The organism is Citrobacter sp. wls708, assembly GCF_005281255.1.
Lineage (GTDB): Bacteria > Pseudomonadota > Gammaproteobacteria > Enterobacterales > Enterobacteriaceae > Citrobacter > Citrobacter werkmanii.
This window is the reverse complement of the sequence record NZ_SZXE01000023.1, coordinates 297812-320183: the sequence shown is the minus strand read 5'-3', so window position 1 is coordinate 320183 and position 22372 is coordinate 297812. Positions and strand designations below refer to the sequence as shown.

Below are 22372 nucleotides of genomic sequence, written 5' to 3'. Positions count from 1 at the left end.
GATGCCGTGTATATTTACTTGAAGCCTTTCTGTTCTTTGATTAGCTCATACGCCTTCTGAATTTCCTGCGCCTTCTGCTTAGCCATCTCCATCATTTCTGGCGGTAAACCTTTCGCGACCAGTTTGTCCGGATGGTGTTCGCTCATTAGTTTACGATAAGCGCGCTTAATGGTGGTCGCATCGTCGGTTGTTTTTACACCGAGAACATTGCAGGCGTCTTCCAGCGTCGGGCCTCGTTGCGCCTGCTGCCAGCCGCCACCACCGGACTGCTGCTGATATCCGCCGCCGAACTGTGCCCCGCCCTGCATCATGCGCAGAAACTGATCAAACTGGGTGCGCGAAATCCCCAACTCTTCAGCAATCACATACAGCACTTCACGCTCGTTAGGGTGCAATGACCCGTCGGCAAATGCCGCCTGGATCTGAATCTCCAGAAACATGCGGATCAGATCGAATCGACCAAAACAGACGCTGCGAAACTGACGCATCTTTTCACGTAACGGGTAATTGTCTGATTTTCCCACCCGGAAGGCGTGTTGCGCGGCAGTACGGGAATCACCGTGCAAATTCATCCGATCCATCAACTGGCTGGCGATATGAATATCGGCTTCCGTGACGCGACCTTTGGATTTGGTCAGATGTCCCATCACCTCAAAAGTGGTGGCAAAAAAAAGCGCCTGGCGTTCACGTTGGTTGGCAAACCACGCCATTTTGCGCATGCGGGCTTTGTCGAACATGTGGCCGACTAACAGGCCCAGAACCACACCCCAGAAGCCGCCGCCCATCATTAAAGCCACGGCTACACCAATTATCTTTCCCCAATACTGCATAGACTCCCCAAATCTTTGTGCTCTCAGCCAGGCTATGTCCCACAATATAAGCTGCTTTTACCGTTTTACGGCTGCGGTCAATTGTGGGACATCGCCTATAATTTGCATTATCATACCTGTCATTCAATGCCGTGCCTAACACCACGGATGCCTAAATGGGCAGGATTAACACTAGCGCAGTGAAGATGAGATAAGTTAGGCTGTGACCGTTTGTCACGCGCGACGCTACCGATGATGGAACAATAAATACAACGTATGAAAAAACGTATTCCCACTCTTCTGGCCACCATGATTGCCAGCGCCCTTTATAGCCAACAGGGCCTGGCAGCCGATCTCGCCTCACAGTGTATGCTGGGCGTGCCGAGCTATAACCGTCCTCTGGTGAAGGGCGAAACCAATGAATTACCCGTCACCATTAATGCCGACAACGCGAAAGGGAATTACCCGGATGACGCGGTGTTTACCGGCAACGTGGATATTGCGCAGGGTAATAGCCGCCTGCAGGCCGACGAAGTTCAGCTTCACCAGAAGCAAGCAGAAGGCCAGCCGGAGCCAGTACGAACCGTCGATGCGTTGGGTAATGTTCATTACGATGACAATCAGGTGATTCTGAAGGGACCGAAGGGCTGGTCTAATCTGAATACCAAAGATACCAATATCTGGGAGGGGGATTACCAGATGGTAGGTCGTCAGGGACGCGGGAAAGCCGATCTGATGAAACAGCGTGGGGAAAACCGTTATACCATTCTGGAAAACGGTAGTTTTACCTCCTGTCTGCCCGGTTCGGATACCTGGAGCGTCGTCGGTAGCGAAGTCATCCACGATCGTGAAGAACAGGTCGCGGAAATCTGGAACGCCCGGTTTAAACTGGGTCCGGTTCCGGTCTTTTACAGCCCCTATTTACAGTTGCCCGTCGGCGATAAGCGCCGTTCCGGTTTCCTGATCCCGAACGCAAAATACTCTACTAATAACTATTTTGAGTTCTACCTCCCGTACTACTGGAACATTGCGCCCAATATGGACGCCACCATCACGCCGCATTATATGCACCGTCGTGGCGGCATCATGTGGGAGAACGAATTCCGCTACCTCACCCAGGCGGGCGCAGGCCTGATGGAGTTCGACTATCTGAACTCCGATAAAGTGTACGAAGATGATAATCCGAAGGACAGCAACTCACGCCGCTGGCTGTTCTACTGGCAGCACTCTGGCGTCATGGACCAGGTGTGGCGTTTCAACGTCGACTACACCAAGGTCAGCGACACCAGTTACTTTAATGATTTTGATAACAAATACGGCTCCAGTACCGACGGCTACGCCACGCAGAAATTCAGCGTCGGCTATGCGGTACAGAATTTTGACGCCACGGTTTCGACCAAGCAGTTCCAGGTCTTCGATTCCGCAAACAGTAACAGTTACTCTGCGCAGCCGCAGTTAGACGTCAACTATTACCAGAATGACGTCGGTCCGTTTGATACCCGTATTTATGGCCAGGCGGTCCATTTCGTGAACACCAATGACAACATGCCAGAAGCAACGCGTGTTCACCTTGAACCGACCATCAATCTGCCGTTGTCGAATAACTGGGGCAGTATCAATACCGAAGCGAAACTGCTGGCAACGCACTATCAGCAGACCAATCTGGATTGGTACAACACCAATAACGCCACCAAGCTGGATGATTCCGCCAACCGCGTCATGCCGCAGTTTAAAGTTGACGGCAAGATGGTATTCGAGCGTGATATGCAAATGCTGGCGCCGGGATATACCCAGACGCTGGAGCCGCGCGCCCAGTACCTGTACGTCCCGTATCGCGACCAAAGCCATATCTATAACTATGACTCGTCCCTGCTGCAATCTGACTACAGCGGCCTGTTCCGCGACCGTACTTATGGCGGTCTGGACCGTATTGCTTCCGCTAACCAGGTAACGACCGGGGTCACATCTCGCGTTTATGATGACGCGGCCGTTGAACGTTTTAATATTTCTGTGGGTCAAATCTACTATTTCACTGAGTCTCGCACTGGCGATGACAACATTAAATGGGAGAATGACGACAAAACAGGTTCGCTGGTCTGGGCGGGAGACACCTACTGGCGCATCTCCGATCGCTGGGGTTTGCGTAGTGGGATTCAGTACGACACGCGTCTGGATAGCATCGCCACCAGCAGCAGCAGTATCGAATACCGCCGCGACGAAAACCGTATGCTGCAGTTGAACTACCGTTATGCCAGTTCAGAGTATATCCAGGCAACCCTGCCTTCTTACTACTCGACGGCCGATCAGTATAAGAACGGGATTTCGCAGGTGGGCGCAGTGGCAAGCTTCCCGATCGCCGATCGCTGGTCGATTGTCGGTGCTTACTACTTCGATACCAACGTGAACAAAGAAGCAGACTCCATGCTGGGCTTACAGTACAACTCCTGCTGTTACGCCATTCGCTTCGGCTACGAACGTAAGCTGAACGGTTGGGATGACACCCAGAAACACGCAGTTTATGACAACACGATCGGCTTTAATATCGAACTCCGCGGCCTGAGCTCCAACTACGGTCTCGGCACCAACCAAATGTTGCGTTCGAACATTTTGCCGTATCAAAGCGCTTTATGATCTGATTAATTTACACGTAATCCGCATTGCGGTTAATTGAAATGGAAAAAGTATGAAGAACTGGAAAACGCTGCTTCTCGGTATCGCCATGATCGCGAATACCAGTTTCGCTGCCCCACAGGTAGTCGATAAAGTCGCAGCCGTCGTCAATAACGGCGTCGTTCTGGAAAGCGACGTCGATGGCTTAATGCAGTCAGTAAAACTTAATGCGGGTCAGGCTGGTCAGCAGTTACCAGACGACGCCACGCTGCGTCATCAGATCCTGGAACGTTTGATCATGGATCAAATCATCCTGCAGATGGGTCAGAAGATGGGGGTGAAAATTTCTGACGAGCAGTTGGATCAGGCTATCGCCAACATCGCCAAGCAGAACAACATGACGCTGGATCAGATGCGCAGCCGTCTGGCACAGGATGGCTTGAGCTATTCGACCTATCGGAGCCAGATCCGCAAAGAGATGACCATCTCCGAAGTACGTAACAACGAAGTTCGCCGTCGCGTCACCATTCTGCCGCAGGAAGTGGATGCCCTGGCGCAGCAGGTTGGCAACCAAAACGATGCCAGCACCGAGCTGAACCTGAGCCACATTCTGATCCCATTACCGGAAAACCCAACGTCAGAGCAGGTAAACGCGGCTGAAAGCCAGGCACGCTCTGTTGTTGATGAAGCGCGTAACGGTAGCGATTTCGGCAAACTGGCCATCACTTACTCCGCAGATCAGCAGGCGCTGAAAGGCGGCCAGATGGGTTGGGGACGTATTCAGGAACTGCCGGGCATCTTTGCTCAGGCGTTAAGCACCGCGAAGAAAGGCGATATCATCGGCCCTATTCGTTCAGGCGTGGGTTTCCACATCCTGAAAGTCAACGACATGCGTGGTCAAAGCCAGAGCATCTCCGTGACTGAAGTGCACGCCCGCCATATTCTGCTGAAACCATCGCCGATCATGACCGATCAACAAGCGCGTCTGAAGCTGGAACAAATCGCGGCAGATATTAAGAGTGGTAAAACCACCTTCGCGGCAGCAGCAAAAGAGTTTTCTCAGGATCCCGGTTCTGCCAACCAGGGCGGCGATCTGGGCTGGGCTGCAGCGGATATTTTCGATCCTGCTTTCCGCGATGCGCTGACCAAACTTAACAAAGGCCAGATGAGCGCCCCGGTGCATTCCTCTTTCGGTTGGCATCTGATCGAACTGCTGGACACGCGTAATGTCGATAAAACTGACGCAGCGCAGAAAGACCGTGCCTACCGTATGCTGATGAACCGTAAATTCTCGGAAGAAGCAGCGACCTGGATGCAGGAACAGCGCGCCAGCGCATACGTTAAAATTCTGAGCAACTAATGACTCGTATTCAACGCGTTGTCATCACTCCCGGCGAACCCGCCGGGATTGGCCCAGACCTCGTGGTTCAGCTCGCACAGCGTGAGTGGCCCGTAGAACTCGTCGTCTGTGCGGATGCCGCTCTTCTCAGTGACCGGGCAGCGATGCTCGGTTTACCGCTTTCACTCCTCCCCTACTCTTCTGATACCCCAGCCAGACCGCAATCAGCAGGTACGTTGACGCTGTTACCGATTGCGCTACGAGCGCCTGTAGTCGCAGGTCAGTTGGCGGTAGAAAATGGGCAATATGTCGTGGATACGCTGGCTCGCGCCTGTGATGGTTGTCTGCAAGGTGAATTCGCGGCGCTGATTACCGGTCCGGTCCACAAGGGCGTAATCAATGACGCTGGCGTGCCGTTTACCGGGCATACCGAGTTTTTTGAAGAGCGCTCACAGGCGAAGAAAGTGGTGATGATGCTGGCGACGGAGGAGCTGCGCGTTGCTCTGGCCACCACGCATTTGCCGCTCAGAGCCGTTGCCGACGCCATTACGCCTGCCCTGTTGCAGGAAGTGATCGGCATTCTGCATCATGATTTGCGCACCAAATTTGGCATTGCCGATCCGCATATTCTGGTGTGCGGTCTTAACCCGCATGCTGGTGAAGGCGGTCATATGGGGACGGAAGAGATAGACACCATCATTCCCGTCCTCGATGCACTGCGTACGCAGGGGATGAAACTAAACGGCCCACTGCCAGCAGATACGCTGTTTCAGCCCAAATATCTCGACCACGCGGATGCCGTATTGGCAATGTACCACGATCAGGGCCTCCCCGTGCTAAAATACCAGGGATTTGGTCGCGGGGTGAATATCACGCTGGGCCTGCCCTTTATTCGCACATCTGTCGATCACGGCACCGCGCTTGAACTTGCGGGTCGTGGGCAAGCAGATGTCGGCAGTTTTATTACGGCGCTTAATCTCGCCATCAAAATGATTGTTAATACTAATGAATAATCGAGTCCATCAGGGCCACTTAGCCCGTAAACGTTTCGGGCAAAACTTCCTTAACGATCAGTTTGTGATCGAAAGTATTGTCTCTGCTATCAATCCGCAGAAGGGTCAGGCAATGGTCGAAATCGGCCCGGGCCTGGCAGCATTGACCGAGCCAGTAGGCGAACGTCTGGACAAGCTCACGGTCATTGAACTGGACCGGGACCTTGCCGCGCGCCTGCAAACTCACCCGTTTTTAGGGCCAAAGCTGACGATTTATCAGCAAGATGCCATGACGATGAACTTCGGCGAACTCGCACAAACGATGGGCCAGCCGCTGCGCGTTTTCGGTAACCTGCCGTACAATATCTCCACGCCGCTGATGTTCCATCTTTTTACCTATACTGATGCCATTGCCGACATGCATTTCATGTTGCAAAAAGAGGTGGTCAATCGTCTGGTTGCAGGGCCAAACAGTAAAGCGTATGGTCGATTAAGCGTCATGGCGCAATATTATTGCAATGTGATCCCGGTACTCGAAGTACCGCCATCCGCATTCACGCCTGCGCCTAAAGTCGATTCCGCCGTTGTGCGTCTGGTTCCTCATGCGACGATGCCGTACCCGGTTAAAGATGTCCGCGTGCTGAGCCGTATTACCACCGAAGCGTTTAATCAGCGCCGTAAAACGGTACGTAACAGCCTCGGCAACCTGTTTAGCGTTGAGGTCCTGACCGAGCTGGGTATTGATCCGGCGATGCGAGCGGAAAATATCTCTGTCGCGCAATACTGCCGGATGGCTAACTATCTGTCAGAAAACGCGCCATCGAAGGAGAGTTAAAGATGATCAATTCGCCCCGAGTGTGCATTCAGGTACAAAGCGTCTACATTGAGGCGCAATCCTCACCTGATGATGAACGTTACGTTTTTGCTTATACCGTGACTATCCGCAATTTGGGGCGAGCGCCTGTGCAGCTGTTGGGGCGTTATTGGTTGATCACTAATGGTCATGGCCGCGAAACCGAAGTTCAGGGCGAAGGTGTGGTTGGCGTTCAGCCCCACATCGCACCTGGCGAAGAGTATCAGTACACCAGCGGAGCGGTAATTGAAACACCGCTGGGCACCATGCAGGGTCATTACGAAATGATCGATGAACAAGGCATCGCCTTTACCATCGACATTCCCGTGTTTCGGCTCGCCGTTCCAACACTCATTCACTAAAACAATAACTATGGCGACATACCTTATTGGCGACGTTCACGGTTGTTACGATGAACTGATCGCCTTGCTGCACCAGGTAGACTTCAACCCCGAACAAGACACCCTATGGCTCACTGGCGATCTGGTCGCGCGTGGGCCGGGCTCTCTGGACGTTTTACGCTACGTGAAATCGCTGGGCGATAGCGTGCGGTTAGTCCTTGGCAATCACGATTTGCACCTGCTGGCCGTATTTGCCGGTATCAGTCGTAACAAACCGAAAGACCGGCTCACACCGCTGCTCGAAGCACCGGACGCGGATGAGTTACTTAATTGGTTACGCCGCCAGCCGCTCTTGCAGATTGATGAAGAGAAGAAGCTGGTGATGGCGCATGCCGGTATTACCCCACAATGGGATCTGCAGACAGCGAGGAATTGCGCCCGCGATGTTGAAGCCGTATTGTCGAGCGACTCTTATCCCTTCTTCCTCGACGCCATGTATGGCGACATGCCAAACAACTGGACACCGGAACTCACGGGACTGGCGCGCCTGCGTTTTATTACCAACGCATTTACCCGCATGCGCTACTGCTTCCCCAACGGTCAGTTGGATATGTACAGCAAAGAGTCGCCAGAAGATGCGCCAGCCCCACTGAAGCCCTGGTTTGCCATTCCTGGACCGGTCAGTGAAGCCTATAGCATTGCTTTCGGGCACTGGGCATCGCTGGAGGGGAAAGGCACGCCTGAAGGTATCTACGCGCTGGATACGGGATGTTGCTGGGGGGGAGACCTCACCTGTCTGCGCTGGGAAGACAAACGGTACTTTGTACAGCCATCAAATCGCCATCTGAATCTGGATCCCGGCGAGGCGGTCAACGCCTGATAGTCGTTTGCCGGATGCGGTGCTCGCACCTTATCCGGCCTACATTAGCTGGATGATAAGGCGTTTCGCCGCCATCCGGCGCTTACGGTATTAACGACGTTCCAGAATCTCGAAGCAGTAGCTGTGGGAGTTTTGTGCGTCGGCATCGTGAAATTCGCTAAACACCGATTCCCAGTCGTCCGGTTCGTAGTCCGGGAAATGCGTATCCCCTTCAACTTCCGCATCAATGTGTGTCAGATACAGTTTTTGCGCTTTCGGCAGGAACTGCTCATACACGCGTCCACCGCCAATCACCATAATTTCAGGTTCATCGCCGCAGGCCGCTATTGCTTCATCAACAGACTTCACCCACTGCACGCGATCGTCGGTGCCTGGCTTGCTGCTGATGACAATATTTTTACGCCCTGGCAACGGTCGCCCGATGGATTCCCAGGTATGGCGTCCCATGACAACCGGCTTGTTTAAGGTATTACGTTTAAACCAGGCGAGATCGGCAGGTAGGTTCCATGGCATGGCGTTTTCCATACCGATGACGCGATCTACCGCTAACGCCGCAATCAGACTGATCATTGAATGTTTCCCGGATACAAAAAAATTGTCGCCACTATACGGAAAGCGCAATCTTTCGTCGACTGGCGGAAAGAGGATGAGCATGAAAATTTTCCGTTCTGCTGGCGAACCGACCTATTTAAGGTGGTACGCCAGCATTACAGTAGTTCAAAAACAGCCAATTAGCAGTAAAGTTTGCAGAACATCACATTTTTTACTCTATGCTGACGGTTTCACTTCCGGCTCATCGGCGACGTCGCCCGTATGTTTACCTTCGTCCGTGCCTTGCCAGCCATGGCGTTGAATTAACGATAAGTGTTGGCGATCTTCCGCAATAATTTCACTCAGCATTGCGCTGGTGCGTTTATAAACCGCTGCGCGGGAAATCGCGTCATTTTCCCCTTTCACCATCTCCTCAACCATGAGCATATTGAAGCGGCGGAATACGTCGGCCCGCTCACGCGCTTCATAGCGACCAAGCCCAAGACCTTCCAGCGCCAGACGCCCGGTCTTCAGCGCGCCTTCAAAGGTTTCACGTTCCGGCATTTCCACCCCTGCCTGGCGCAGGCGAATGTAATGATCCACATCGCGCGCGCGGGCAATAATTTGCAGATGAGGGAAATGCTCCTTCACCATTTCGGTTAATTGCAGGCTGGTTTGCGGATCGTCAATGGCGTTAATAATGACTTCAGCTTTAGCCGCCCCTGCAGACTCCAGCAGATCCATCCGGGTCGCATCGCCATAGAAAACCTTCATGCCGAATTTACGTAGCGTTTCGATATGGTCCGGGTCATGATCAAGAACCACCATTTTGACGCCGCTCGACAACAGTAAACGACCGGTAATCTGACCAAATCGCCCAAACCCGGCGATGATCACTCGCGGTTGTTCTTCGTCGATTTCATCCGCTTCCCGCTCTTCACCGGTCGCTGATTTTTCCAGTCGTGTCAAAATCACCAGTAAAATCGGCGTCGCCGCCATCGACAACGCGACAGCCAGGGTCAGCGATTTCGCCCAATCAGGATCAAGCACGTCTGCCATTTGCGCCGCGCCAAACACCACGAAGGCAAATTCACTGCCCTGCCCTAATAATACGGCAAACCAGCGACGTTGCTTATTCGGCACCTGCAACGGTTTCGCTATCAGCCACAGCATGACGGTTTTGATAACCAGGAAACCGACCAGCAGAATAACGATGCGTAATGGGTTATCTACCAGCGTGCCAAAATCGATAGACATCCCCACGCCGATGAAGAACAGTCCCAGCAACAGTCCTTTGAACGGTTCAATATCGCTTTCCAGCGCGTGGCGATACTCAGAACTGGCCAGCAGCACACCGGCCAGGAACGCCCCCATCGCCATCGACAGTCCGACCTCTTCCAATAGCAGACCGAAGCCAAAAACGAGGAATAGCGCGACGGCGCTAAACACTTCCCGCAGGCCTGAACGGGCAACAAAACGTAACGCTGGACGCGTCACATAGCGACCTAACAGCACCACCAGCACCAGTGCCCCCGCCACCTTAAGCGCAGAGAGCGCAAATGCCCCAAGCGTTGTCGATGCGCCGCTCGCCGCGAGTAATGGGATCATCGCGACCAGTGGAATAGCGGCGATATCCTGGAACAGCAGCACGGCAAATGTGCTGCGTCCGAGTTGCGACACCATCAGGTTACGTTCATTCATCGCCTGCATAGCGATGGCCGTTGAGGAAAGCGCCAGCGTCATGCCGATCAGTTCCGCTACCTGCCAGCGCAGGCCGAGGAACATACAGAACAGACCGATCAGCCCCCCGCAAACCACCATTTGTAATGCACCACCGCCAAACACCGAGGCTCGCAGCTTCCACAAACGTTGCGGATCCAGCTCCAGGCCGATGACAAACAGCATCAATACCACGCCGATCTCGGCAAAATGGAGGATTGATTCGGCATCTGTCACCAGCCTCAAGCCCCAAGGACCGATGATGCACCCGGCGATGAGATAGCCCAGCACTGACCCTAAGCCCAGCCGTACGGCGATGGGGACAATCAGCGCCGCCGAACCGAGGTAAATCAGCGCCTGTATCAGCGTATGACTATCCATGATGCACCTCCTGCCACTCCAGCAGACGCTGTTTATAGTGGCGCGCCTGCGCCTGCAGCGTTTCATCATCGCAAATAAACGTACAGTGCATCGCAAACGGCGGCAGCCATTTGAGGCCGCAATATAAAGCCGTTGCCTGTAGGGGCTGAGAAAGTACATCAAAGCCAGGATGGGAACCGATATCAAAGTGGCTTTCACCGCCGCCGGTCGTCACAGCCCACAGCAGATGTTTACCGTGCAACGCTGTTCCGCCATGGCCATAGGCCCAGCCGTGAGAGAGGACTTTATCCATCCACAATTTGAGTAACGGAGGCGTGCTATACCACTGCATAGGATGCTGCCAGATAATTAAATCAGCGCGTGCCAACGCATCCTGTTCAGCGGCAATATCGATATTGAAATCGGGGTAGAGCTGGTAGAGCGAGCGGATCTCCACGCCCTCCAGCGTCCTTGCCTGATCAAGCATCCGCTTATTCGCATGCGAATGCTGCGGATAGGGATGCGCATAAATGATGAGAATCATGATTAGCCTGTGTCACTGCATTATTGTAATAACAGTGAGTTTAGTCAGTTAATCCACAGGCTAACAGTCAATATTATTGAGTAGATAAATGGAAAAATCTGAGTTAGTTGTCCAGCTCACTCATATCTTTAACCTGGTCGCGGTTAATCTGCTCCGTCTTACCTGTTTGCGCATTTTTATATGACACCAGGCCAGTATCATCATCCACTTGCGGTTTGCCGTCGGTAACGATGGTTTTGCCGTCGGTGGTTTTCACCGCCTGGTTTGAGGAACAACCGGCGACGGTAAACAGTGCTGCTGCGGTAAAAATAGAGGTGATCAGGATATGTTTTTGCATGGTGTTCTCCCTGCTTTTCAGTCGTTTTCAGTGAAATATAGATTAACTGTAGGCTAACTGACTGAGTTACAGGGAAAATACAGAACACTCCTAATAGCCTGCCCTGGTCACGGGCTTACTGCGAATCGTCATCTGACTGGTTTGAGACAACGTCAGGCCGCGTGTTTCTGGTGCAAAAGCAATGGACACGAGCAGGCCAATCAGCGAAATCCCGGCCCCCATCAGCATGACATTACTGATGCCGTATTTGCTAATGAACACCGGTAGCGCCCAGGTGGAAACAATGGTCCCGATGCGACTTAACGACATAATCACCCCGACGGCAGACGCGCGAATATCGGTAGGAAACAGTTCGTTGGGATATAGCCACTGCAGATTCCCCGGACCACCAGAGAAAAATGCGTATACGGCAAAGGCCAGCACCACCAGCCACGCCCCCATATCAGGAATTAACCCCAGTACGGCCAGCGCCAGCGTCATCATAATAAAGCTGCCAATCAACAGCGGTCGCCGCCCCGCGCTATTGAGCCAAAACATCGGCGGAATACACCCCAGCATAAAGCACAAGCTAATCACCACGTTGCCCAACGCGGCGCTTTTCCCGGCACCCAGTCCCAGTAACCCAACAATCTGCGGGCCAAAGGTATAGATGGCGAACATCGGGATCACCTGACAGGTCCAGATGGCGGCAACAAACAGCACAAACGGGAAATGACGACGATTAAACAGCTGGAGAAAACGCGTCTCCTGCGGCGCTTCTTCATCGAACACCACCGGTTCGCCGAACAGCTTGATCATCATCGCCTCGCACTCTTTCACCCGCCCCTTACGCAGCAGCCAGCGCGGCGATTCAGGCAGGTCGAAGCGTCCAATCAGGATCAAAATACAAGGGATCACCGCGCTACCTAGCATCCAGCGCCATCCGCCCTCAACATCATACAAACAGTAACCGACCAGATCGGCACAGGTTGCGCCGACATACCACATAGCCGCGATAAAACCGATAGAGAAGGCACGCTGGCGGGTATTGGAAAATTCGGTAATCATCGAGGTGGCGATCGGGTAATCGGCGCCAATCACAATGCCGATCAACACACGCATCACCAGGAGTTCAACGGGCGAGGTAACGAACATGGTCGCTGCCGATATCACGCCAATGGCGATGATATCGATAATAAACATTTTTCGCCGCCCGACCTTATCGGAAATGTAGCCAAACAACGACGTACCAACAAACAGTCCGGCCAGCGTGCCCGCACCCAGCAAGCCAATCCACTGAGCATCCAGTTTCAATGCTGGCGTGAGTTGTTCCAGCGCCACGCCAATCATTACCAGCACATAACCATCCAGAAACGGCCCACCGCTTCCCCATAGCATTATCCTGCGGTGAATAGAGGTAAATTTGATGTCATCAAAGTTCCTGGGCTGCTGCATGGTGATGTCCTGTTTCAACACGGGCAAAGCGTCATCTGTAGGCCGGATAAGGCGTTTACGCCGCCATCCGGCATTGGCACCACATGATTGCCGGATGGCGATGCTACCGCATCTTATCCGGCCTACGGGTGCACAACCTCGTACTTATTAGCCGTAGCGGAACTCCACGCCAAACGTCCCGCGTGGGTATTCCCATTTCTCCAGCGCCGTATCAAGGCCGAGGATCCGGCACGTTCCGCACTCCAGGCACCCGGCGTAATCAAAACGAACACTACCGTCGTCCTGCTTTTTATACAGTCCCGCCGGACAGGCCTTAATCAGCACCTCCAGCGCCTGTTTATCAGGATCGGCTTTGAGAATGATGTGTGGGCTATCTTCATCCACATTGAACTTATTGACGCCCAGTTTGACGTCCACATTGACGGGAGATGTCATAATACGGTCACTCCTTTCAGGCCATCTTTCATCAGGTTGATGAAGCCCACTTTCTTCGCATGGCGCAGGATTTTTTTACGCATTGGCACCGGAGCGGAGCCATCCACGGTGAACAGGTCGCGCGCGATACTGACCGCCATTTCGGGATAAGCGGTAAACATGCGGGGATTATCAAGAAAAGCCGGCAGTTTCTGATACATGCGCATATCGCGCATCGGACCTTCGTCCAGATGCTGACGGTATTCACCCAGCGACTGCTTGCTAAAATCGTCGCGCTTCATCGCCGAAAGCACCGTCTTCGCCGCCGCTTCGCCTGCGGATATGGCGAGATCCATACCACGGATGGTAAAACCGAGGTTCATACACATGCCGGCAGCGTCTCCGGCAATCAGTACGCCATCGCCCACCAGTTCAGGCTGCATATTCATTCCCGCCTCGGGTACAACGTGCGCGGCATATTCCACCAGCTTGCCACCAGCGATCAGCGGAGCGACTGCCGGATGCTGTTTGAAATCTTCCAGCATTTGCGGGACCGATTTTTTCGCGTCTTTCAGATGATGAAGGCCGCAGACCAGCCCCAGAGAAAGTGTTGTTTCATTCGTATACAGGAAGCCACCGCCCATCAGACCATCGGTTGGCGACCCGGCAAACAGACAGGCGGCGCCTTCGTTGCCCTGTAGCTGGAAACGATCTTCAATCACCGACTTCGGCAATTCGATCAGTTCCTTCACGCCGACGGCAACATGCGATGCTTCAACACGCTTGGCCATGCCCAGCTTTTCAGCCAGCAGAGAATTCACCCCATCGGCGAGGATCACGACTTTGGCTTCCAGAATATCGCCATCGGCTTCCACGCCCACGACTTTACCCTCGCGCTGAACGACGTTATCGACGCGAATACCGGTGATCAGTTGCGCCCCCGCCTCTTCTGCCTGCTCCATCAGCCAGGCGTCAAATTTACTGCGCAAGACGGAATAAGAAACCTGCGACGCGGCGGCCTCCTCACCATTGCAGTAGTCGATAGTCATCGCCCCGTTGTCGGTCATAAAGGCGAGTTTTTCGTGGGTAATCATGCGTTCAATGGGGGCCAGATCCGCAAAGCCGGGAATGATGCGTTCCAGGCTATGCGCATACAGACGCCCACCGGTGACATTCTTCGCGCCAGCAGAATTGCCGCGCTCGATAACCAGCACCTGTGCACCTTCGCGAGCAAGCACCAGCGCCGCAACCGAACCGGCCAGACCTGCACCCACGATGATGGCATCAAAGATATCTTCGGACATACGTACTCCTGTCAGCGGCAGGATACCTTCGCATCCTGCCCGAAATGATTTATCGCGCTAAGGCAGCCGTCAGCGCAGGCAGGATCTTCAGCGCATCGCCAACGATGCCAAAATCCGCATACTGGAAGATCGGCGCATTTTTATCTTTATTGATGGCGAAAATCGTCTGCGCGCCGTTGGCGCCGACCATGTGTTGGATCTGCCCGGAGATCCCCACCGCCAGATACAGTTCAGGCTTGAGCATCAGGTTGGAGATACCGACGTAGCGCTCGTGCTCCATCCACTTCTCGTTTTCCGCTACCGGGCGAGAACAGGCCAGCTCAGCGCCAATCGTCTGGCACAGCGCTTCGGCCAGCGAGATATTCTCTTTGCTGCCGATACCGCGTCCCACACTGACCACCAGACGCGCTTTATCGAGATCGACGCTGTTGCTCTGACGTGCCTGGGTTGCGGTGCGGGTCACAGCATTGGCCGGAGCCTGCCACTGCACGGTGTGCATCTCACTGCTGCGAGAAGTGTCCGGGTCTTGTGCGTCAAACGTTCCGCTGCTGAGCGTGATCACGGCAAACGGCGAAGCAATGGTTTCTGCCCCTATCGCCAGACCGCCGTAGACCATATGCTTAACCGCCGCTTTTCCATCCTGCAGGGCGACTTCGCTGGCGTCGTTGGAAACCGCAGCCGACAAGCGAAAGCCCAGTTTTGCCGCCAACAGTTTGCCCCGGCGCGTATTCGGCAGCAGCACCACGCCGCCCTCGCTATGCTGACGAACAGTCTCAGTCATCACATCAGCGTAGTCTTCGATCATGCGGTCTTCTGGTTTGCCGCTGAGCAGCCAGACATGATCCGCGCCCAAATGACATGCTGTCGCGCTATCCGCTTCGTTCAGTACGAACGCGTTAACTTTTTCACCTACAGCCTGCGCGCCACTCATCAGTTCGGGCAGACGAGAAGGGGTATCGCTGAATACCCAGACACTGGAAAATTTGTTCATAACATCCCCTGATAATTAAATGATTTTGCGCAGATTCTCGACAAACGCGGCGATTTGTTCTTCACCGTCACCTTCAATCACCACACGCTGACGCTCGCGCTGCTTCGGTGCGGCAACCTGTTGTACGGAATACGCGGGTACGCTGTTCAGCCCGATATCCGCAGGCGACCAGACCTGAACCGGTTTTTTCGCCGCGCCAAGAATGGCTTTCATCGAAGGGATTTGTGGAGTGTTGATGTCGGTGGAAACCGCGATCACCGCCGGGAGCGGGATGCTCAGCGTTTCAACTTCATCTTCCAGTTCGCGTTCTACCGTCAGCGTACTGTCAGTAAGAGAGAGGATCTTACTCACGCCGTTAATCGCCGGAACGTTCAGCGCTTCGCCTACCAGCAAACCAACCTGCTGAGCATAAAGATCGGAAGAACCGTCGCCGCAAATAAGCAGATCGAAACCTGATTTTTGCGCCGCGGCGGCCAGCGCGGTAGCGGTGTGTTGCGGCAGCGCCTGCTCAAATTGATCGTCAATCACCACAATCAGTTCATCAGGGCCACGAGAAAGAACATCTTTGCGCCCTTTTGCATTAGTCAGCGCTTTGCCGCCAACGCTCATGGCGACAACCTGAGCGTCTCCCACCTGCTGTTTTAACTGGCAAGCAGCTTCAATTGCATTCAAATCATATTGGCTGATTTTGCCATCCGCTTTGCTGAAATCGAGTGAACCATCAGCATTATTAATCGCAATATCCTGTTCATCAGGTACGCATTTGTAGCAAGTAATTATCTTCATTGCATCTCCAGAAATCATGAAGGAAACGTATTTATATCGGCGGTGTTAAATACAGATATCACGCTCTTTAATTCGGAAATAAAACCTTAATCACCAATATTGAAAATGTCACACATTGAAATTCGTAACTTTCAATAGTGTTACATGCCTCACCAATATTGAAAGAAACACGTCAAATATGAAAATTTTCAATATTGCTTGCTGGTTCAACAATATTGAACGCCAGACACTTAAAAAAGTTAAAAAACCAATGCCAACCATATGATTTATAATCAAAAAACAGACATTTCAAGACAAAATAACCAGCACAAAAAAGTGTGATCAAGATAACAGAATCACGCGAAATGAATACCCATTATGAGTTACTCGTTGAGGTGTCCCAGAGGTTAATAAGTTATCAACAAACCATTAATAATAAATAAACAAACGTTCAAAAACGGGCACGCTAAATAAATTTCGTTTTCACACTGGAATTCACTTATGAAAAATGAAAAGAGAAAATCGGGAATTGAACCGAAGGTTTTTTTTCCGCCATTAATAATTGTCGGAATACTTTGCTGGCTAACAGTAAGAGATCTTGATGCCGCTAACGTCGTTATTAATGCGGTATTCAGTTATGTCACCAACGTCTGGGGATGGGCATTTGAATGGTATATGGTCATCATGCTATTCGGCTGGTTCTGGCTGGTTTTTGGCCCCTATGCTAAAAAGAGATTAGGTGACGAAAAACCGGAGTTTAGCACCGCCAGCTGGATTTTTATGATGTTCGCGTCCTGTACATCCGCTGCGGTGCTGTTCTGGGGCTCTATTGAGATCTACTACTATATCTCCACACCGCCGTTCGGCCTGGAACCAAATTCCACGGGCGCGAAAGAGATAGGTCTGGCGTACAGCCTGTTCCACTGGGGGCCGCTGCCGTGGGCAACCTATAGCTTCCTTTCTGTAGCCTTTGCCTACTTCTTCTTTGTACGTAAGATGGATGTCATCCGTCCCAGCTCCACGCTGGTACCGCTCGTCGGTGAGAAACATGCGAAAGGGTTGTTCGGTACCATCGTTGATAACTTCTACCTGGTGGCGCTGATCTTCGCAATGGGCACCAGCCTCGGTCTGGCTACCCCGCTGGTCACCGAGTGTATGCAGTACCTGTTCGGTATTCCACATACGCTGCAACTCGACGCCATCATCATTACCTGCTGGATCATTCTGAACGCCATTTGCGTGGCCTGTGGCCTGCAAAAAGGGGTCAAGATCGCCAGTGACGTACGTAGCTATCTGAGCTTCCTGATGCTCGGCTGGGTGTTTATCGTCAGCGGCGCCAGCTTCATCATGAACTACTTCACCGACTCCGTCGGGATGTTGCTGATGCATCTGCCACGGATGCTGTTCTATACCGATGCCATCGGTAAAGGCGGCTTCCCGCAGGGCTGGACCGTTTTCTACTGGGCGTGGTGGGTAATTTACGCCATCCAGATGAGTATCTTCCTGGCCCGTATTTCTCGTGGTCGCACCGTACGCGAACTGTGCTTCGGGATGGTACTGGGCCTGACCGCGTCTACCTGGATCCTGTGGACTGTCCTTGGCAGCAACACGCTGCTGCTGATGGATAAAAACATCCTCAACATTCCGCAGTTGATTGAACAACACGGCGTGGCGCGCGCCATTATCGAAACCTGGGCCGCCTTACCGCTCAGCACCGCCACCATGTGGGGTTTCTTTATCCTCTGCTTTATCGCCACCGTAACGCTGATTAACGCCTGCTCTTACACCCTGGCGATGTCCACCTGTCGCGAAGTTCGCGATGGTGAAGAACCGCCTCTGTTAGTGCGTATCGGCTGGTCGGTGCTGGTCGGCATCATCGGTATCGTTCTGCTGGCGCTGGGTGGGTTGAAGCCGATTCAGACCGCAATTATCGCCGGAGGATGCCCGCTGTTCTTCGTCAACATTATGGTGACGCTGTCCTTTATTAAAGACGCCAAAGTGCACTGGAAAGACAAGTAATTCTTATTAACCCAATTGATCAAGAGGCTGAAAGATGGATTTCAACTTAAATGACGAGCAGGAACTGTTTGTCGCCGGTATTCGTGAACTGATGGCCAGTGAGAACTGGGAAGCTTATTTTGCCGAGTGCGATCGTGACAGCGTCTACCCTGAGCGTTTTGTAAAAGCGCTGGCGGATATGGGCATTGATAGCCTGCTGATCCCGGAAGAACATGGCGGTCTGGAAGCGGGTTTTGTTACCGTCGCCGCCGTCTGGATGGAGCTGGGACGTCTTGGCGCACCAACTTACGTGTTGTACCAATTGCCGGGAGGTTTTAACACTTTCCTGCGTGAAGGGACTCAGGAGCAAATTGATAAAATCATGGCGTTCCAGGGTACCGGTAAGCAGATGTGGAACTCTGCTATCACCGAACCGGGAGCGGGATCGGATGTCGGCAGTCTGAAAACCACTTATACACGCAAAAATGGTAAGGTTTATCTTAATGGCAGTAAATGCTTTATCACCAGTAGCGCCTATACCCCGTACATCGTGGTCATGGCGAGAGACGGTGCATCGCCGGATAAGCCTGTTTACACCGAATGGTTTGTCGACATGAGCAAAGCGGGTATCAAGGTCAACAAACTGGAGAAACTCGGTCTGCGCATGGACAGCTGCTGTGAAATCACCTTTGACGACGTTGAACTGGACGAAAAAGACATGTTCGGTCGGGAAGGTAACGGCTTCAACCGCGTGAAAGAAGAGTTTGACCATGAGCGCTTCCTCGTCGCGCTGACCAACTACGGCACCGCAATGTGCGCTTTTGAAGATGCCGCGCGTTACGCTAATCAGCGCGTGCAGTTTGGTGAAACTATTGGCCGCTTCCAACTGATTCAGGAGAAGTTTGCGCATATGGCGATCAAACTGAACTCCATGAAAAACATGCTGCTGGAAGCCGCGTGGAAAGCAGATAACGGCACTATTACCTCCGGCGACGCGGCAATGTGCAAATACTTCTGCGCCAACGCCGCGTTTGAAGTGGTAGACACCGCCATGCAGGTACTGGGAGGTGTTGGTATCGCGGGCAACCACCGCATCACGCGTTTCTGGCGTGACCTGCGTGTTGACCGCGTTTCTGGTGGTTCTGATGAAATGCAGATCCTGACGTTAGGCCGTGCGGTACTCAAGCAATACCGATAGAACGGCGCAACCTGTAGGCCTGATGAGACGCTCGCGTCGCCATCCGGCCTACGTGGCCCCCATAAATGCCAGGAGAAAAATTATGAATCATTTACCAATGCCAACCTTTGGCCCTCTTGCTGGAGTACGCGTTGTTTTTTCAGGGATCGAAATCGCCGGTCCATTCGCCGGACAGATGTTCGCCGAATGGGGCGCCGAGGTTATCTGGATTGAAAACGTCGCATGGGCCGATACCATCCGCGTACAGCCTAACTACCCGCAGCTCTCACGCCGCAACCTGCACGCCCTGTCGCTCAATATTTTCAAAGATGAAGGTCAGGAAGCGTTTCTGAAACTGATGGAAACCACCGATATTTTCATTGAAGCCAGTAAAGGCCCGGCCTTTGCACGCCGCGGTATTACTGATGAAGTGCTGTGGGAACATAACCCGAAACTGGTCATTGCCCACCTTTCCGGTTTTGGCCAGTTTGGTACGGAGGAGTACACCAATCTTCCGGCGTATAACACTATCGCGCAGGCGTTCAGTGGTTATCTGATCCAAAACGGCGACGTTGACCAACCGATGCCAGCCTTCCCGTATACCGCGGATTACTTCTCCGGGATGACCGCAACGACAGCGGCGCTGGCGGCCCTGCACAAAGTGCGCGAAACGGGTAAAGGTGAAAGCATCGATATCGCCATGTACGAAGTGATGCTGCGCATGGGTCAGTACTTCATGATGGACTACTTCAACGGCGGCGAAATCTGTCCACGTATGACGAAAGGGAAAGATCCCTACTACGCCGGTTGCGGCCTGTATAAATGCGCCGATGGTTACATCGTCATGGAGTTGGTCGGCATCACGCAAATCAACGAGTGTTTTAAAGATATCGGCCTGGCCCACATTCTCGGTACGCCGGAAGTTCCGGAAGGCACGCAGCTAATCCATCGCGTGGAATGCCCTTACGGCCCGCTCGTCGAAGAGAAACTGGACGCCTGGCTGGCAGCGCATACCATCGCCGAAGTCCAGGCGCGCTTTGCTGAGCTGAATATCGCCTGTGCGAAGGTGCTAACCATTCCGGAACTGGAAGGCAATCCGCAGTACGTTGCTCGCGAATCCATTACTCAGTGGCAAACAATGGACGGCCGCACCTGCAAAGGACCGAACATCATGCCGAAATTTAAAAACAACCCGGGGAAAATCTGGCGTGGCATGCCATCACACGGCATGGATACCGCCGCCATTCTGAAAAACATTGGTTATAGCGAAGCAGACATAAATGAGCTGGTCGGCAAAGGCCTGGCCAGGGTTGAGGAATAAACGCGACGCGCTAACCCGCTCGTGGGTTAGCGCTCACGCCTGATTTCAGTGGATAAAGCAATATGGATATCGTTGGCGGACAAAACTTACGTCAGATGTGGGACGACCTGGCCGGGGTGTACGGAAATAAAACGGCGTTAATTTTCGAATCCTGTGAAGGAATCGTTCGGCAATTTAGCTATGCCTCGCTCAATGAAGAGATTAATCGCACGGCGAACCTTTTTCATTCCTTAGGGATCCGTAAGGGCGATAGGGTCGCACTGCATCTGGATAACTGTCCGGAATTCATCTTTTGCTGGTTTGGACTGGCAAAAATCGGCGCCATTATGGTGCCGATTAATGCTCGCTTACTGGGCGAAGAAAGTGCCTGGATCCTGCAAAACAGCCAGGTGAGCCTGCTGGTTACCAGCGCCCAGTTTTATCCTATGTACCGTGAAATACGCCAGGAAAATAGCACTCCGCTTAATCATATCTGTCTGATTGGCGAGCAGCTTCCGGCTGACGATGGCGTGAGCCACTTTACCCAACTGCAGGCTCGTCAGTCGACCACGCTGTGCTATACGCCTGCGTTATCCACTGACGATACGGCGGAAATTCTGTTTACCTCCGGTACCACCTCGCGTCCAAAAGGGGTGGTGATTACCCATTATAACCTGCGCTTTGCGGGCTATTACTCTGCCTGGCAAATCGCCCTGCGCGATGATGACGTATACATGACGGTGATGCCCGCTTTTCATATCGACTGTCAGTGTACCGCCGCAATGCCGGCCTTTTCCGCCGGCAGCACCTTTGTGCTCCTGGAGAAGTACAGCGCCCGGGCGTTCTGGGATCAGGTACGTAAATATCAGGCGACGGTGACCGAGTGCATCCCGATGATGATCCGCACGCTGATGGTCCAGCCCGCCGCGCCAACGGACAGGCAGCATCAGCTGCGCGAAGTGATGTTCTATCTCAATCTATCCGCGCAGGAAAAAGACGCCTTTATCGAACGCTTTGGCGTCAGGCTGCTGACCTCTTATGGTATGACTGAAACCATTGTCGGAATTATTGGCGACCGTCCCGGAGACAAACGACGCTGGCCTTCCATTGGTCGCGTGGGATTTAGCTATGAAGCTGAAATTCGCGACGATCAAAATCGCCCGCTCCCCGCCGGAGAAATTGGCGAAATCTGTATTAAAGGCGTCCCCGGCAAGACCATCTTCAAAGAGTATTACATGCAGCCGGAAGCAACCGCCAGGGCGCTGGAACCAGAGGGCTGGTTACATACCGGTGATTCGGGTTACCAGGATGAGGATGGGTATTTCTATTTTGTCGACAGACGCTGCAACATGATTAAACGCGGCGGGGAAAATGTCTCCTGCGTCGAGCTGGAAAATATTATTTCTGCACATCCGAAAATTCAGGACATTGTGGTTGTTGGTATTAAAGACGCGATCCGTGATGAAGCCATTAAAGCGTTTATTGTCCTTAATGAAGGTGAAACATTAAGCGAAGCCGAGTTTTTCAGCTTCTGCGAAAACAATATGGCGAAATTCAAGGTTCCCTCTTTTATGGAGATCAGAACCGACCTGCCGCGCAACTGTTCAGGAAAAATAATCAAAAAAAATCTGAAATAAACCTTCCGGCAGGAATCCCTCCCGCCGGGAAACTATT

The 22372-nt window shown here is 52.9% G+C and carries 20 protein-coding genes; 10 read left to right on the top strand and 10 right to left on the bottom strand.

Going from position 1 to position 22372, the window contains the following annotated elements:
• Nucleotides 1-14 precede the first annotated feature (14 nt).
• Nucleotides 15-830, bottom strand: coding sequence for a co-chaperone DjlA (gene djlA / locus FDW97_RS17105; RefSeq protein WP_003845702.1), 816 nt, complete (start codon nt 828-830; stop codon nt 15-17).
• Between the two features lie 255 nt (nt 831-1085).
• Between djlA and lptD the strand changes: the two genes are divergently transcribed.
• Genes lptD through apaH form a run of 6 tightly spaced genes read left to right on the top strand, consistent with a single transcriptional unit; the run spans nt 1086 to nt 7824 of the window.
• Complete coding sequence (lptD, locus tag FDW97_RS17100; protein ID WP_137351369.1) at nt 1086-3440, top strand: LPS assembly protein LptD; 2355 nt, start codon at nt 1086-1088, stop codon at nt 3438-3440.
• 52 nt (nt 3441-3492) lie between these two features.
• A complete protein-coding gene (gene surA, locus FDW97_RS17095) occupies nt 3493-4779 on the top strand; it encodes a peptidylprolyl isomerase SurA (protein WP_038637121.1) in 1287 nt (428 codons plus the stop codon).
• Nucleotides 4779-5771, top strand: a complete 993-nt coding sequence (pdxA, locus tag FDW97_RS17090) for a 4-hydroxythreonine-4-phosphate dehydrogenase PdxA (RefSeq protein WP_069324073.1) — start codon at nt 4779-4781, stop codon at nt 5769-5771. The genes surA and pdxA overlap by 1 nt, the downstream gene beginning before the upstream one ends.
• Nucleotides 5764-6585, top strand: a complete 822-nt coding sequence (gene rsmA / locus FDW97_RS17085; RefSeq protein ID WP_005124503.1) for a 16S rRNA (adenine(1518)-N(6)/adenine(1519)-N(6))-dimethyltransferase RsmA — start codon at nt 5764-5766, stop codon at nt 6583-6585. The genes pdxA and rsmA overlap by 8 nt, the downstream gene beginning before the upstream one ends.
• 2 nt (nt 6586-6587) lie before the next feature.
• On the top strand, nt 6588-6965 hold the full coding sequence (gene apaG, locus FDW97_RS17080; protein ID WP_038637116.1) for a Co2+/Mg2+ efflux protein ApaG: 378 nt from the start codon (nt 6588-6590) through the stop codon (nt 6963-6965).
• 10 nt (nt 6966-6975) lie between these two features.
• Complete coding sequence (gene apaH / locus FDW97_RS17075; protein WP_038637114.1) at nt 6976-7824, top strand: bis(5'-nucleosyl)-tetraphosphatase (symmetrical) ApaH; 849 nt, start codon at nt 6976-6978, stop codon at nt 7822-7824.
• A 90-nt stretch (nt 7825-7914) separates the two neighbouring features.
• Here the strand turns inward: apaH and folA are convergent, their stop codons facing one another.
• The 9 genes from folA to FDW97_RS17030 form a co-directional block, all read right to left on the bottom strand.
• Nucleotides 7915-8394 (bottom strand): type 3 dihydrofolate reductase, encoded by a 480-nt coding sequence (folA, locus tag FDW97_RS17070; protein ID WP_003018873.1) that lies wholly within the window; start codon nt 8392-8394, stop codon nt 7915-7917.
• A gap of 198 nt (nt 8395-8592) precedes the next feature.
• The gene (gene kefC / locus FDW97_RS17065) at nt 8593-10455 is read right to left on the bottom strand and encodes a glutathione-regulated potassium-efflux system protein KefC (RefSeq protein ID WP_085048327.1); all 1863 of its coding nucleotides are present in this window, start codon (nt 10453-10455) and stop codon (nt 8593-8595) included.
• Nucleotides 10448-10978: a glutathione-regulated potassium-efflux system oxidoreductase KefF gene (gene kefF / locus FDW97_RS17060; protein ID WP_087857648.1), complete on the bottom strand. Its 531-nt coding sequence runs from the start codon at nt 10976-10978 to the stop codon at nt 10448-10450. Before kefF ends, kefC begins: the two co-directional genes overlap by 8 nt.
• Before the next feature lie 103 nt (nt 10979-11081).
• A complete protein-coding gene (locus FDW97_RS17055; RefSeq protein ID WP_003018880.1) occupies nt 11082-11315 on the bottom strand; it encodes a YgdI/YgdR family lipoprotein in 234 nt (77 codons plus the stop codon).
• 90 nt (nt 11316-11405) lie between these two features.
• The gene (locus tag FDW97_RS17050) at nt 11406-12749 is read right to left on the bottom strand and encodes an MFS transporter (protein WP_085048328.1); all 1344 of its coding nucleotides are present in this window, start codon (nt 12747-12749) and stop codon (nt 11406-11408) included.
• A 147-nt stretch (nt 12750-12896) separates the two neighbouring features.
• Nucleotides 12897-13184, bottom strand: coding sequence for a ferredoxin-like protein FixX (fixX, locus tag FDW97_RS17045; protein WP_000203731.1), 288 nt, complete (start codon nt 13182-13184; stop codon nt 12897-12899).
• Nucleotides 13181-14467 carry an FAD-dependent oxidoreductase gene (locus FDW97_RS17040; protein WP_137351368.1) on the bottom strand — a complete coding sequence of 429 codons (1287 nt, stop codon included), beginning with the start codon at nt 14465-14467 and terminating at the stop codon, nt 13181-13183. Before FDW97_RS17040 ends, fixX begins: the two co-directional genes overlap by 4 nt.
• A 49-nt stretch (nt 14468-14516) precedes the next feature.
• Nucleotides 14517-15458, bottom strand: coding sequence for an electron transfer flavoprotein subunit alpha/FixB family protein (locus FDW97_RS17035; protein ID WP_137351367.1), 942 nt, complete (start codon nt 15456-15458; stop codon nt 14517-14519).
• A gap of 15 nt (nt 15459-15473) precedes the next feature.
• Entirely contained in the window at nt 15474-16244 is a 771-nt protein-coding gene (locus FDW97_RS17030; protein ID WP_110498760.1) for an electron transfer flavoprotein FixA, read from the bottom strand.
• Nucleotides 16245-16724: 480 nt separating this feature from the next.
• On the opposite strand from FDW97_RS17030, the gene caiT reads away from it, so the two are divergent.
• The 4 genes from caiT to caiC all read left to right on the top strand — a co-directional run bounded on the left by caiT (nt 16725) and on the right by caiC (nt 22335).
• Entirely contained in the window at nt 16725-18242 is a 1518-nt protein-coding gene (gene caiT, locus FDW97_RS17025) for an L-carnitine/gamma-butyrobetaine antiporter (protein WP_038637104.1), read from the top strand.
• Nucleotides 18243-18276: 34 nt separating this feature from the next.
• On the top strand, nt 18277-19419 hold the full coding sequence (gene caiA / locus FDW97_RS17020; protein ID WP_003018898.1) for a crotonobetainyl-CoA dehydrogenase: 1143 nt from the start codon (nt 18277-18279) through the stop codon (nt 19417-19419).
• A gap of 82 nt (nt 19420-19501) precedes the next feature.
• The gene (gene caiB, locus FDW97_RS17015; RefSeq protein WP_137351366.1) at nt 19502-20719 is read left to right on the top strand and encodes an L-carnitine CoA-transferase; all 1218 of its coding nucleotides are present in this window, start codon (nt 19502-19504) and stop codon (nt 20717-20719) included.
• A 62-nt stretch (nt 20720-20781) separates the two neighbouring features.
• Nucleotides 20782-22335: a crotonobetaine/carnitine-CoA ligase gene (gene caiC, locus FDW97_RS17010; protein ID WP_085048331.1), complete on the top strand. Its 1554-nt coding sequence runs from the start codon at nt 20782-20784 to the stop codon at nt 22333-22335.
• Nucleotides 22336-22372 lie beyond the last annotated feature (37 nt).

Bases quoted from the DNA above. Each gene is read 5' to 3' on its own strand.
- pdxA (WP_069324073.1), top strand. From the start codon at position 4,779: ATGACTCGTATTCAACGCGTTGTCATCACTCCCGGCGAACCCGCCGGG.
- FDW97_RS17035 (WP_137351367.1), bottom strand. From the start codon at position 15,458: ATGAACAAATTTTCCAGTGTCTGGGTATTCAGCGATACCCCTTCTCGT.
- caiT (WP_038637104.1), top strand. From the start codon at position 16,725: ATGAAAAATGAAAAGAGAAAATCGGGAATTGAACCGAAGGTTTTTTTT.
- caiC (WP_085048331.1), top strand. From the start codon at position 20,782: ATGGATATCGTTGGCGGACAAAACTTACGTCAGATGTGGGACGACCTG.
- apaH (WP_038637114.1), top strand. From the start codon at position 6,976: ATGGCGACATACCTTATTGGCGACGTTCACGGTTGTTACGATGAACTG.
- kefF (WP_087857648.1), bottom strand. From the start codon at position 10,978: ATGATTCTCATCATTTATGCGCATCCCTATCCGCAGCATTCGCATGCG.
- fixX (WP_000203731.1), bottom strand. From the start codon at position 13,184: ATGACATCTCCCGTCAATGTGGACGTCAAACTGGGCGTCAATAAGTTC.
- FDW97_RS17030 (WP_110498760.1), bottom strand. From the start codon at position 16,244: ATGAAGATAATTACTTGCTACAAATGCGTACCTGATGAACAGGATATT.
- lptD (WP_137351369.1), top strand. From the start codon at position 1,086: ATGAAAAAACGTATTCCCACTCTTCTGGCCACCATGATTGCCAGCGCC.
- FDW97_RS17040 (WP_137351368.1), bottom strand. From the start codon at position 14,467: ATGTCCGAAGATATCTTTGATGCCATCATCGTGGGTGCAGGTCTGGCC.
- rsmA (WP_005124503.1), top strand. From the start codon at position 5,764: ATGAATAATCGAGTCCATCAGGGCCACTTAGCCCGTAAACGTTTCGGG.
- djlA (WP_003845702.1), bottom strand. From the start codon at position 830: ATGCAGTATTGGGGAAAGATAATTGGTGTAGCCGTGGCTTTAATGATG.
- FDW97_RS17055 (WP_003018880.1), bottom strand. From the start codon at position 11,315: ATGCAAAAACATATCCTGATCACCTCTATTTTTACCGCAGCAGCACTG.
- caiB (WP_137351366.1), top strand. From the start codon at position 19,502: ATGAATCATTTACCAATGCCAACCTTTGGCCCTCTTGCTGGAGTACGC.
- apaG (WP_038637116.1), top strand. From the start codon at position 6,588: ATGATCAATTCGCCCCGAGTGTGCATTCAGGTACAAAGCGTCTACATT.
- caiA (WP_003018898.1), top strand. From the start codon at position 18,277: ATGGATTTCAACTTAAATGACGAGCAGGAACTGTTTGTCGCCGGTATT.
- kefC (WP_085048327.1), bottom strand. From the start codon at position 10,455: ATGGATAGTCATACGCTGATACAGGCGCTGATTTACCTCGGTTCGGCG.
- folA (WP_003018873.1), bottom strand. From the start codon at position 8,394: ATGATCAGTCTGATTGCGGCGTTAGCGGTAGATCGCGTCATCGGTATG.
- FDW97_RS17050 (WP_085048328.1), bottom strand. From the start codon at position 12,749: ATGCAGCAGCCCAGGAACTTTGATGACATCAAATTTACCTCTATTCAC.
- surA (WP_038637121.1), top strand. From the start codon at position 3,493: ATGAAGAACTGGAAAACGCTGCTTCTCGGTATCGCCATGATCGCGAAT.